Raw genomic sequence first — 13018 nt, forward strand, 5'->3', positions numbered from 1 at the left:
AAACACACAAATCAATTATAAATTCATTATGAATCAGCAGAAGCTACCAGAGCAAAATATCTTGAATATTCAAGATATTTTTAAACTATTTTTTAAAAATATTTGGATTGTCATATCGTGCATTATTGTGGCATTGGGTATTGCTTATTTTTACAACTGGTATTCAATACCTACTTTCAAGGTATCCGCCACTCTATTGTTAAAAGATAATTCGGGAAGTAGCAGTTCCAGTGGTGAATCCAGGTATATAAACAGCGAACTACTCTCCAGGAGTCAAAATATCCAGAATGAATTAGAAATAATTAAATCCTTTCCAAATATTTCGCAAACGGTAAGAAACCTGAATTTAGAAGTATCTTACTATGAATATAAAAATTACCAGTATTACAATGCCTATAATGAGTCACCATTTAAAGTATTTATTTTTAAGGAACATCCACAACTCGTTGGGCCTGTTTTTGATGTTATTTTAAATTCGGATGGAAGTTATGCATTAAAGGTTGAAAAGCAAGATGCCATGGTTTATAATTATAATACCGGGCATAAGATTGGAGAAAGAAAAGATTTGGAGTTTAGTATTAATGGGAATGTGGGGCAAGTTGTTGAAACAGATGATTTTAAGATTTTGGTAACAATCAATGAAAACGACAGTTTGTTATCCAGTGATAACCGTCGTTTTGCATTTAAACTTTCCACTATTAAGCAACTGGTAAGCCATTATGAACAAAAGTTGGAATTTAATATTCCTGATAGGCTGGGCACATTCATCGAAATAAGTATGAAAACTAATTCTGTTCAACTCGGTGAAGATATTATCAACGAGTTAATTCAGGTTTACTCTGAATCGAACCTGGAGAAAAAGAACCACCTTGCCAATATGACCCTTGAATATATTGATGAGCAATTGGACGAAGTGTCTGCATCTTTGAACCTAACAGAAAACAACCTTCAGAAATTTATGTCTCAAAATAAATTAATGAATATCGATGAACAATCGACTAGATTGGCCCAACAGCGATTGGATTTGCAAAATCAATTGGCTGAACTAATGACGCAGAAGCGTTATTACGATTACATCAAAGAATATAACAGTGATAATTCAGATGATACACAGATTGTGCCCCCCTCAGCTATGGGAGTTCAGGATCCGCTGCTCAATAATTTGATAGAAGAGCTATCTACTGCACAAACTCAAAAGGATAACCTTATACAAAATAACCAACAGCGGAACCCCATTGTAAACCGCCTTGATATTCAAATAAAAAACCTTAAAAATACCGTTTCAGAGAATATTGCCGCTGCTGCCCGAAGCAATGAAATTTCAATTAACGAAATGCAGAGTCGTATTGAACGAATAGAAAGGGAGATGAGTGAACTTCCCGAAACACAAATGCAAATGGGCGGAATTCAGCGAAACTACAATCTCAATAATTCCATCTATAACTACCTGCTTGAGAAACAAGCCGAAGCTAAAATTACCAAAGCCTCCAATTTACCCGATAACGAGGTTATTGAGCCTGCCCATATGGTTGGGCTATCACCAGTTTCGCCGAAAAATATGATGAATTATTTAATCGCTTTATTTCTGGGGTTTACTTTTCCATTCAGTATTTTATTATTCAAAAGTTTTTTAAAATCTACTATTACCACGCAGGAAGATATAGAAAACATTACAAACGCAATTGTGGTTGGGAAAGTATTTCATTTCAGTGAGCGCAAAGAAAAAAACGTTTTTGTTTCTTCACCGAATGATAAAACAGCAGAGACCTTTCGTACACTGCGGACCAATCTTAATTTTGCGATGAATGGCAGCTCACACAAAACCATTTTGGTGACTTCTTGTTTATCAGGCGAAGGTAAATCTTTTAATGCGCTCAATATCGCAGCATCCTATGCACAAATGGGGAAGAAAACCATTTTGCTTGATTTCGATCTTCGTAATTCGCACTCAGTTATTAAAAAAGTGGACAAAACAACCGGGTTAAGCCTGTTTTTAAACGAAGAGGTGGCGCTGAACGAAATAATCCAAAAAACCGAATTTAAAAATCTCGACTTTATTCATTCGGGACCGGTTCCTCCAAATCCGCTTGATTTAATGGAAAAAGAAATGGTGGTAAACCTTTTTGATTTTCTTAGAAAGAACTATGAGTATATAATTCTTGACTCTCCCCCGTTGGCCCAGGTTTCTGATGCTCTCGCAATAATACGATATTCAAATTTAAATTTGATTGTTACCCGCTACAATGTAACCAAAAAGAAATTACTCCGGTTGGTACTCAGTGAGCTTAAAAATAAAGATATTAACAATGTATATATTGTTTTAAACGACAATAAGCTGGTGAGTGAACAAATGGGATATGGATATTACAAAAAGTGAATTGACTGTATTTAAATTCGCTACAATGTAGTTATGGGAATGAGAAAATCTAAGCTGTTAAATAAAAAATTAAGAACCAACAATGCAGAAATATTAAAATGGCAACTGAAAAACCTGGCCTTAGCACACGGATAACAAAAAAGATATTTTCTAAACGATATCTGGAAAACAAACGATTCAAGCAGGTAATGGCCTTATCAATGGTCAATGTAATTGGTATTCCTTTATCTATTGTTTCCAGTATGATAATAACTCGTTTTTTAGGGCCAGAATCTTATGGCGACTTCAAATTTTTATTAAATGTTTTTAATTTAGCAGTTGTAATATTTTCATTTGGTTTTTTTCAGGCTGGGAACAGGGCTTTGGTTTTGAATCATGACTTAATGAAAGGCAAAGAGTATTATGGAGCAATGCTAATAATTCTTAGTATCCTTTTTATTATAATGAGTATTTTTTTAATAAGTTATGCATTTTTTGATAATAATATTAATGAAAAGGGACTACGAAATACTTTAATATTTATTATCCCATTTTCCTGGATATTTTTATTAGTAGTTTATTTCGAGGTTTTATTCCAGGCCGATAATAAAATTAAACTGCTTGCCAATTCGAGGTTATACCCTAAACTTGGCTTTTTCATTTCTGTCCTGATAATTTATTCATTTTTTCTTAATTATACAGGGAATAAATTGCAAATTATTCTTGGATTTTTCCTAATCACTCAAATTTTAGTATTTATTTATATTATTTATAAAATAAATCCATCCTTCAAGAATTTAAATACGAGGATGAGAGAAATTTTTTATTATAATAAAACCTATGGGTTCAATGTTTACCTTGGCAGTCTTTTTTCTGTTGGCTTTGCTCAGCTGACCGGAATTTTAATTAGCTATTTTGCAAAGGACAATAGTGGGGTGGGCTACTTTTCGCTTGCTGCAACCATCGCATCGCCATTAAGTTTTATCCCAAATGTAATTGCCACAACCCATTATAAAGATTTTTCAACCAGCAAAAATATTCCCCGAAAGTTAATATGGGTTACCATCCTGATAAGCGCTTCTGCACTTTTATTGACTCTGTTATTGGTTAGCCCCTTTATCAATATTTTTTACGGGCAGGAGTTTCATCCGGTAATATCGCTTACCTATATTGTTAGTTTTGGTATTATCCTATCCGGTCTGGCTGATTTTTTTAATCGGTTTCTGGGCGCTCATGGAAAGGGTGGGGCATTGCGAAACAGCTCATTTCTCGTTGGGTTAAGCACGATGGCATTTAATCTGATCCTAATTCCCCGATTTGGAGAAACAGGCGCTGCCTGTACTCTGTTTTTTTCAGGATTAATCTATTTATCAAGCATGAGTTGGTATTATAGAAAGTTGATTATCAGCCTTAAGGACTTTAATTAAATTTGAATAAAGACTTGAAAGGAAAAATTAGTAATATTTTTAACATTTAAAAAGTTTATCAGTTTAAGGATAAATAAATAACTCTTTTTATTAAAAATTATTGATGAATCAACGGTTCATTGTAGAAAATCAAAAAAATATAAAAGTGTTACAAGTATTTTCACAAAATACCTTTTATGACAGTTTCGAAAAAAAAATAGGTTTTTTTGAATATTTCTTTGTTTTGGTCTTAATCTTTTATGCCGGATATTCCAACACTTTTGTTCGTGAAGCTGCTTCAATCAAGGGTAATTTCATTGGTTATGTAATTCCGGTTGGGTTAAGCGTTGTTTTGGCAATTAAATGGAAAATATGGCCCGACAAACGGTTTTATTTCCTGATATTAGGTCTTGCAATCTATTTCTTGGCCATTTCATTAAAGTACAGTCAGATACGGATTACCATTTTTTTGGATTATTTTACTTTGTTCGTGATTGTTTATGTGTGTTATAAAGTTTTGAAATTTAATTTTTTACGGATTTATGAATACTGGCTGTTTTATTTGGCAATAGTGGGATTGATCTTTTGGAGCATTCAATTCGGTTTGGGAGGAGATTCACTTTTTAGCATATTTAGTAAGATCCCGGGCGTAAATTCATTTTCTTTTGTTTCTGGTGGGGGATTAAATGCCATTGTTTATTCTGTGCAGCCTTTTGATTATAACCTGCGAAATAATTTAGGTTCGGGCATCCCCAGAAATTGTGGTTATGCCTGGGAGCCGGGAGCATTTGCGGTTTATCTCAGCCTGGCCATATTTATCAATCTTTTTATTACAAAAACCGATAAAAACAGCAACACCCGGTTATGGGTATTATTGGCTGCACTTTTTACCACGCAATCAACCACCGGTTTTGCCATGTTACTGATCATATTGCTGCATTATTATTATAATAATAATGTCAAAATTATCTTAATGGTTTTTCCTGTTGTTCTTATTGGAGCTTATTTAATTCTTTCCTTACCCTTTATGGCCGATAAAATAGTGGAATTAAGTGATGATAGTACTAATATGGAAATGACCATATTGAGAAGTATTAATAGTGAAGAGCAAATCCATCCACAGCGCTTTGAATCTTTTATGATTGCATTTGAGGATTTCAAAAAAAATCCGATGCTGGGTATTATGGGCGGAGGGCCGGAAGCAAGCTGGACAGCTAAAATTGGAGCAAATATCTCTGTGATTTCCGGAATTGGTAATTTGTTGGCACAGAGTGGGTTGGCGGGGTTTGTTTTTTTTATCTTATTGACTATAAAAAGTTCTTTTTTCCTCTCGGAGCACTATAAATATAGGGGTAAGTTTTTATTGTTCTTTTTGATTTTATTTATTTCAATAAGTTATTCAATATTACTTTTACCTCTAATTAGCTGCTTTTGGATGTTTGGAAATTTTGAGTCACAAAGAAGATATAAAACAAATAACAAGATTGTGCTTTTTAATAAAAGCGCTAATTTGTAAACCTTTTGTTGGAAATCGCCGATCTTTAATAAGCGACCAGAATAATGTATTTTAATAATCCATTGGGTGAAAATATAATAAGACATTCTTTGTATTTTATTTTATAAAAATTAAAAGAAAGTTGTGGGACACAATTTATATTAAACCCTACTTGATTTAAAACATATCAGAAGTTAAAATCAAAAGAACTTTTATCTTTTACATTTAATTTAAGTGAACTTTAAAAAAAGATCAATAATAGGAATTGAAAAAATAATAATGAAATGAAGATTTTAATCACAGGAGGTGCTGGATTTATCGGATCGTATTTTACAAATCTTTTATATGAAGAAGGGCATGAAGTTTTTATTATTGACAATCTCAATCCACAAATACATGGGCAATTCAAATATGATTCTTTTTTATATAAAAGTATTTTAAATAAGGCTGAATTCATCGAGGAAGATATTTTAGAAAGTAAGTATTTGAATACTATTGTAAATAAAGTTGACTATGTTGTCCATCTAGCAGCGGAAACAGGAACAGGACAATCTATGTATGATATTTCGAACTGTGTAAAAACTAATTCATTTGGAACAGCAGTTTTACTTGAAAGTATAATTAAAAATAGGAGTAATATTAAAAAATTTATTTTAGCATCTTCCCGAGCAGTATATGGAGAAGGCAAATATTACTGTATCGAACATGGAAATGTTTATCCGGATGCTCGTAAAATTGAAGACATGCAAAAGGGACAATTTGAATGTAAATGTCCATTTTGCGACAGGGAGGTTTCATCTTTAGCAACAGACGAAAAAAGTGCGATATCTCCAAAATCAATTTATGGAATTACAAAATTTAATCAGGAACAATTGGTAAAAACATTATGTGAAAGCATTAATCTACCTTATACGATTTTCCGATTTCAGAACGTATATGGAAAGGGACAGTCAGTTAATAATCCATACACTGGCATTTTAGCAATATTTTCAAAATTACTTTTGGAAAACAAAGAGATAAATGTTTTTGAAGATGGTTTGGAGTCAAGAGACTTTATACATGTTAATGACATAGTTAATGCTATTTATTATGATTTACTAATTAATAAAAAAAATAAAATTTATAATGTCGGTACGGGGCAAAAAACGACAGTCCTTGAAATCGTTAATTTAATTTTTAAAAATATACAGAGTAACGCAGGTTATCAAGTCACAGGTTCTTTCAGAGCAGGTGATATCAGGCATAACTTTGCTGACATTCAGGCTATACAAAAAGATTTAAACTTTAAACCTGCAATTAAATTAGAAGAAGGAATTTGTAGTTTAATAGATTGGATCATTATTTCAAATGAAGCAGAAATTTTTAAAAAATATGAAAAGAGTTTAGAAGAGATGAAAAATTTCAACTTGTATTTTGAACATAACGTGAAGTAGTTCAAACTACAGAAAAGCAATCATAATATTTAATATAAATTTTTACATTTTTTTTGAAAATATTAACTTTAAATATTAATCCACAATGAATTTAACCAAAGCAAATATTTTATATTTTGATGCAAACAAAACCATTTATACAAGAGGTATTAAAGAAGCATTTGAAAGAAGTTGCAATTCAGTCGATTTCTTCTCCTATGATGAGTTTAATAGAAAAGGAATTATTGGAAAGGTAGATCATTCCTCCTATACTAAAGAACGTGAAAGTAAGATAAATGAAATGTTTAACTATATCAAAAAAAGAAGTTACGATATCATTTTGATAAAAGCTCCTTTTATGATCGAACATGAATTTTTCCAAAGACTTATTTTTCACTTCCCAAACGCAACTAAAATTAATTATAACTGGAGTTCTGTTGAAAAATTTGATTTTCTTCCGTATAAAAAATATTTTGATATAATTTATTCCTTTGACATTAAAGATTGTGAAAAGTATGAGCTTAATTATCACCCACTTTTTTATTTGCCTGAGTTTAAAAAAATAGGATTAAATCATCCTAAGAAATTTGATATTTCATTTATAGGTACATACTTTAACAAAGGTAGATATGAATTTTTTCAGGACTTTATTAAGCTATTAAATAATAAAAATAAAAAAGTAAAACACAAGTTTTATTTCTATTCACCTAACAAAAAAAAGAATCTCAAATTGTTATTTAAAAACCCATCAACATTTAAATATATAGGTTCAAATTTTCTGCCCTTAAATTCAGTAGTAGAAATTATGAGTAATTCAGTGTCGATGATTGATTATCCAATGGATATTCAAACAGGTTTAACCATGCGCACATTTGAAACTATCGCAGCTGGCTTACTTCTTATTACAACCAATGAATATATTAAAAGAGAACCTTTCTATGATTCGGAAAGGATAAAAATAATTAAACCAGATTTAAGTGATTTTGATTTTGATTTTATTCATTCTTATATACCAAGTTGGGACCCTTCTTTTGAAAAATATTCAATAGATAATTGGATTAAAAACATTACTGATTTGTAGATAAACCTTTTTTATGGAAGTCTGGTTTGGCATGGATTTAAATTCTTTAAGAAAATATATTCTTTAAGAAAATTTCACGAATTACAATTTAGAATTATTTTAAGTAATCATGTATTTATGGACGAGAAAGAATCAATACTGTTTTTAGGAGATGTGGTCCCACACAAACTATTTAAGTTTATAAATCATTATCCAACAGTAATCAATTTGGAATGCCCGATAACAATGGTTGGCAACCCGGTTCCGGGGAAAATAAATCTAAATGCCAGTGAAAATCATTTAAACACTATCTTTAATGGTAAATTAATCAGTGTAAGTTTAGGAAATAACCACATTCTGGATTATGGGAAAAAAGGGTTGGAGTCAACTTTAAATGAACTTGAAAAATATAGGATCAGTTGGTTCGGCTTAAACTTAAAAGCAGAAGATAATTATCAACCCTTAATACTTGAAATTAATCAAAATAAATTTGCTTTTCTATCTGCAGTATGCCCGTCAACTTCTCCTGTTATTGATATAGAAAATGGCATTCATTTGGATACTCTGGATATAAAAGAATTGATTGACAGTATTATTGAATTAAGAAAGTCAGTAAACAGAATAGTCATCTATATACATTGGGGGGCGGAAGAATCTTCTTATCCTTTAAAAGAGGAAATTGTAAAAGCCAGGAAATTAATTGATGCAGGGGCAGATATAATTATTGGGACCCATGCCCATGCACCTCAGCCGATCGAAAAATATAAAAATGGAATCATCGCATACAATTTAGGAAACTTTATTATGCCAGCATTGAAAAATATTCCAACGTATTATGATGAAAGAGGCAATCCTCAATCATCTTATAATAAAAATCTGATGTTATGGAACAGAATATCCTGGGGAGCATTAATTGATATGAATAGCATGGAATTTAAAGTTAAGAAATACATTTTTATCTTTGACCGGGTTTTTGAATTACCCTTTACCCCGCTCGACAAATACATTCAATTAAGACAAAATCTGGATCATGATAAATATGAACAGATTATACAGAAGCACCTCAAAAAAAGGAAAATTTACAGAAGAATAAGAGACTATATTAACAATCCACACATTCCAAATTTAGTAAAAAACATGGTATGGAAGTAGGTCTTCTTTTAAATTCAAATAATCGGTTATGTCCTTACAGTGAGAGATATAAGGAAATACTGGATGAAAATAATATACATTTTAAACTAATTGATCCTAATTCTTATACATTATTTGATGAACTGCAATCATGTTCGCATTTATTATTTCATCATACTCAGGGCGATACAGATATGTTGATTTATGAATCATTATTTTATATTGCACAGAATGTATTTAACATTAAATGCTATCCAAATTTTGAAACTTACTGGTCATATGAAAACAAAATAAAAGAGTACTATCTGTTAAAAAGTCATGGTTTCCCAATCATTGATTCTCAGGTATTCTGGAATAATAATCACGCTTATAATTTTCTGAATGAAACAGAATTTCCAATCATTGCGAAATTGTCAAAAGGAGCAAGTTCAAGCAATGTGGTTATTTTAAATTCTTTTGGCGAAGGGAAAAAAATTATTGATCAGGTTTTTAATGATGGCGTTAAGGTAAGAGGCTTACAGAATCGTTCGAATTTAACGTCCATATCCAATGTGGGTTATTTTAATTATGGAAAAGCAACTTTAAAATCAATTTTATTAAAACTTAATCTGATAAAAGAAAAAATTGAATATCCGGAATGGCAGATACAAAAAGACTCGATTTTGTTTCAGAAATATTTGCCAAATAATACTTTTGATACCAGAATAACGATTATTGGGGACAGGGCATTTGCATTCAGAAGATTTGTAAGAGAAAATGATTTCAGAGCCTCTGGTAGTGGTAAAATTGATGTCAATCCCGATAAGATAGATATCCGCTGTATCGAAATTGCATTCTCTGTTTCAAAAAAGCTTAATTTTAATACGATGGCTTATGATTTCATATATGATGAAGAAAAAGAACCATGGATTAATGAAATCAGCTATTGTTTTGTGGATTCAGCTGTTCAAAGTTGTCCCGGCCACTGGGATGAAAAATTAAACTGGCACAAAGGTCAATGTTGGCCCCAAAAATGTCAACTAGAAGATTTTCTTGAATTAAATATTTAAACAAGTAACGACTAGTTTGCATGTCATCTATATAATGAAGGGACAGCAATATTATTTCAATTCAAGTAATAAGAAAAACGAGCATTTTAAATAATGAAAATTTGTTTTTGGGGAGATATAGCAAGTGCGCTTAATGGAAATACTTCTGGGGGAGGTGAGTTGCAGTTGGCATTACTGGCCAAAGCACTGGTAAAAGGCGGGCATGAAGTAGTTATTTTAGATTCTGATACATCAACAGATTTTATTACCACAGATGGAATAAAGGTCATTAAAATAAAAGGCTGGAATTCCGGTTTGCCTTTTATCAGGGCTTTTACTCATCGTTTGCCAAAATTATATAACTCCTTAAAAAAACAGCAAGCAGATGTTTATTATTGTCGCATCCGCGATTTCAGGCATCTTCTGGCCTTTTGGGCAGCTCGAAAGGTAAAGGCAAAATTCATATTAGGAATTGCATCCGACCTTGATGTGTCGAATTTCAGTAAAAGAATTAAATATTTTTATTTGGTAAATCGTTTGAGCTTATGGGTAATGTTCAATGGTTTGCTGACTGAGATAATATATCCTTTGCTTTTAAGAAAAGCAGATCTTGTTTTGGTTCAACATTCCGGGCAAAGAAATATTTTACTTCAAAAGAGTATTAAATCGCAGGTCTTTTCAAACATTTTTGAACAGATTGAAATCCAATTAAAGCAAGATCAAGTGCCGGATCATTTTGTTTATGTAGGAAGCCTTGATAAAAGAAAAGGAATTGTGGATTTTTATGAAATGGTGAAGAAATCGCCTGCCTACAAGTATAAAGTGATTGGATCGCCCCGCGATAAGACCGCCTTACGGATTTATCAAAAACTTAAAAAATTTCGGAATGTATCTCTTTTAGGAAAGTTAACTCAACCGGAGACATTACATCATATTGCAAGTTCAAAAGCACTTATAAGTACCTCTCCCATGGAAGGATTTCCCAATGTGTTTGTAGAAGCATGGGCTTGCGGGATACCGGTATTATCACTTTATGTCGATCCGGGGGGTATTATTAAAAGGGAAAAATTAGGTTTTGCAGCGGATGGTGATATTGATAGAATGATAAAAGCAATGAATCGTCTCGGAAATCAAAATGGTTTAGAGAAAAGAGCTAAAACATACGTGAAAGAATTTCATACTTTAACAGAGAATAAAATAGCCGAAATCAGCAGTCTGTTTTATGAAGTTAAAGAGAATAGTGTAAATGTTTGATAATATTTGATTTAATTGAATTAAGATGAGTGGTTTAGTGAGTGACTTAAAAGATATAGTATCATCACAATTTCAGAAATTATATTTTAAGAAATGGACAATCGGAATTTTCCGCGATAATATTGATAATATAATCAAAAATAAATCCTTTGATCCCGACATTTACTGGCTAAATTTAAAATCTCTGGCTAAATTTGATGCAGACCCCTTCTTTTTGGAGTCAAATGATGGAAGCATTAGTGTTATTTTCGAGGAATATCTGTACAAAAACAATTATGGTAATATTTCCATGATGTCACTTGATCATGACTTCAAAGAAATAAATCGAAAAACAGTTTTAGACATCAAAAGTCACCTTTCATATCCCTTTGTTTATAAGGAGAATAACAAGGTATATGTTTTTCCGGAATCAAAACAATCGGGCAGTTTGTCGTGTTATGAATATGTTTCAGAAAAGAAATCCCTTGTATTTATAAAAATAATGTTGGATTTACCTTTGCTTGATTCCACGATTATAAAGCACAACGGTAAATACTATATTTTTGGGACCACAAGCAAAAACGACAATGAATATTATTTACATCTCTTTTTCTCAGACAGTTTATTGGGTACATACATTGCTCACCCCAATAATCCGGTGAAAGAAGGACTAAACGGAACCCGGTCAGCAGGTAACTTTATCAGGGTGGATGGAGTTTTGTACCGACCTGCCCAAAACTGCGAAGAGCAATATGGCAAATCAATAACGATTCAAAAAGTTACAGAATTAAGTGAAACCAAATTTGTTGAGGAAACATATATGGATATTTGCATCAATAAGATAAAGAATAAAAATATTCATACCATCCATACCATCAATATCATGGATAATATCATTGCAGTTGATGGAATGCATTGGACATTCCGACCAGTATTTCAGATCAGGGAAATCATTAAACGAAAACTCAGTCTTTATTTTTAAGACTGATTCAGTCATAAGTTTTTAACATTGAAGATTATAATATTTGTAATCGATTATACCAATATTCAAAATGACCTTTATTTTCCAAAAAAAACTTAATTAGTTGATAGTAGGTGAACTGGATATCAATAATCAGCCTTTAATTTTATGATATATTCATGGTAATATTTATATAGTAACTGATTATTTAATCATCATTTTAAGCAATTATTACAGAATTTAATTTTTTTTATCAAAAAGTTGGATGCCTAGTATTTTACTTAAAAACTCAATATGTTTCCTAAATTAATTAAATTATATTACCTCCCATACAGATTATTTAATCAGGTACTTTGGGCAAAAAAGATTGGAGTTAAGGTTGGTTCCGATTGCAGATTTTATAAGCTGTCATTCAGCACTGAACCATATCTTGTTGAAATTGGTAATCATGTTTCTGCTACAAAGGTACATTTTGAAACCCATGATGGTGGCTTATGGATTTTTAGAAAGAGACATCCACACTGGGATAAAATTAGTACAATCAAAATTGGAAATAATGTTTATTTAGGCTATGACGTTATTATATTGCCAGGTGTAAAAATAGGTAATAATGTAATTGTTGGAGCAAGATCTGTTGTAACCAGAAACATTCCTGATAACTCAGTAGCAGTTGGTTCACCTGCAAGGGTCATCAAATCAACAGATGATTATTACAATAAAATTAAAAATGAGGTTATTGAAACCAAACATTTATCAAGAAGGTCCAAAAAAAAATTTCTGTTAAAGCATTTTAACATTAGTTGAGGATTAGAACATTATTCAGTATTATTTACAAGGAAGATTATGGTGCGTTATATTATTTTGACTATTTATTAAAGAATAAGCGAATTCGGTGTGGAATAATAAAATTTTAACATAAACTTCTTATCCTTTTAA

The 13018-nt window shown here is 31.5% G+C and carries 10 protein-coding genes; all 10 read left to right on the top strand.

Annotated features, from left to right (window positions below; genetic code table 11):
- Positions 1 to 61 precede the first annotated feature (61 nt).
- The 10 genes from BUC07_RS08975 (at position 62) to BUC07_RS21455 (ending at position 12886) form a co-directional block, all read left to right on the top strand.
- The gene (locus BUC07_RS08975; protein WP_175552503.1) at positions 62 to 2377 is read left to right on the top strand and encodes a GumC family protein; all 2316 of its coding nucleotides are present in this window, start codon (positions 62 to 64) and stop codon (positions 2375 to 2377) included.
- Between the two features lie 98 nt (positions 2378 to 2475).
- The gene (locus BUC07_RS08980) at positions 2476 to 3783 is read left to right on the top strand and encodes an oligosaccharide flippase family protein (RefSeq protein WP_073168528.1); all 1308 of its coding nucleotides are present in this window, start codon (positions 2476 to 2478) and stop codon (positions 3781 to 3783) included.
- 103 nt (positions 3784 to 3886) lie between these two features.
- A complete protein-coding gene (locus BUC07_RS08985) occupies positions 3887 to 5278 on the top strand; it encodes a hypothetical protein (protein WP_073168530.1) in 1392 nt (463 codons plus the stop codon).
- Positions 5279 to 5541: 263 nt separating this feature from the next.
- Entirely contained in the window at positions 5542 to 6690 is a 1149-nt protein-coding gene (locus tag BUC07_RS08990) for an NAD-dependent epimerase/dehydratase family protein (protein ID WP_073168532.1), read from the top strand.
- Between the two features lie 85 nt (positions 6691 to 6775).
- On the top strand, positions 6776 to 7750 hold the full coding sequence (locus BUC07_RS08995) for a WaaS/CpsH family glycosyltransferase (RefSeq protein ID WP_073168534.1): 975 nt from the start codon (positions 6776 to 6778) through the stop codon (positions 7748 to 7750).
- A 117-nt stretch (positions 7751 to 7867) separates the two neighbouring features.
- Positions 7868 to 8881 carry a CapA family protein gene (locus BUC07_RS09000; protein ID WP_073168536.1) on the top strand — a complete coding sequence of 338 codons (1014 nt, stop codon included), beginning with the start codon at positions 7868 to 7870 and terminating at the stop codon, positions 8879 to 8881.
- Positions 8872 to 9909, top strand: a complete 1038-nt coding sequence (locus BUC07_RS09005; RefSeq protein ID WP_139279520.1) for an ATP-grasp domain-containing protein — start codon at positions 8872 to 8874, stop codon at positions 9907 to 9909. Before BUC07_RS09000 ends, BUC07_RS09005 begins: the two co-directional genes overlap by 10 nt.
- Positions 9910 to 10002: 93 nt before the next feature.
- On the top strand, positions 10003 to 11142 hold the full coding sequence (locus tag BUC07_RS09010) for a glycosyltransferase family 4 protein (RefSeq protein WP_073168540.1): 1140 nt from the start codon (positions 10003 to 10005) through the stop codon (positions 11140 to 11142).
- 25 nt (positions 11143 to 11167) lie between these two features.
- On the top strand, positions 11168 to 12103 hold the full coding sequence (locus BUC07_RS09015) for a glucosamine inositolphosphorylceramide transferase family protein (RefSeq protein WP_073168542.1): 936 nt from the start codon (positions 11168 to 11170) through the stop codon (positions 12101 to 12103).
- A gap of 273 nt (positions 12104 to 12376) precedes the next feature.
- Entirely contained in the window at positions 12377 to 12886 is a 510-nt protein-coding gene (locus BUC07_RS21455) for an acyltransferase (protein WP_073168544.1), read from the top strand.
- The last annotated feature ends 132 nt before the right edge of the window (positions 12887 to 13018 follow it).

The sequence above is a fragment of the Tangfeifania diversioriginum genome (assembly GCF_900141875.1).
Lineage (GTDB): Bacteria > Bacteroidota > Bacteroidia > Bacteroidales > Prolixibacteraceae > Tangfeifania > Tangfeifania diversioriginum.

Coding starts and splice junctions, on each gene's coding strand:
- BUC07_RS08980 (WP_073168528.1), top strand. CDS start 2,476: ATGGCAACTGAAAAACCTGGCCTTAGCACACGGATAACAAAAAAGATA.
- BUC07_RS08985 (WP_073168530.1), top strand. CDS start 3,887: ATGAATCAACGGTTCATTGTAGAAAATCAAAAAAATATAAAAGTGTTA.
- BUC07_RS08990 (WP_073168532.1), top strand. CDS start 5,542: ATGAAGATTTTAATCACAGGAGGTGCTGGATTTATCGGATCGTATTTT.
- BUC07_RS08995 (WP_073168534.1), top strand. CDS start 6,776: ATGAATTTAACCAAAGCAAATATTTTATATTTTGATGCAAACAAAACC.
- BUC07_RS09000 (WP_073168536.1), top strand. CDS start 7,868: ATGGACGAGAAAGAATCAATACTGTTTTTAGGAGATGTGGTCCCACAC.
- BUC07_RS09005 (WP_139279520.1), top strand. CDS start 8,872: ATGGAAGTAGGTCTTCTTTTAAATTCAAATAATCGGTTATGTCCTTAC.
- BUC07_RS09010 (WP_073168540.1), top strand. CDS start 10,003: ATGAAAATTTGTTTTTGGGGAGATATAGCAAGTGCGCTTAATGGAAAT.
- BUC07_RS09015 (WP_073168542.1), top strand. CDS start 11,168: ATGAGTGGTTTAGTGAGTGACTTAAAAGATATAGTATCATCACAATTT.
- BUC07_RS21455 (WP_073168544.1), top strand. CDS start 12,377: ATGTTTCCTAAATTAATTAAATTATATTACCTCCCATACAGATTATTT.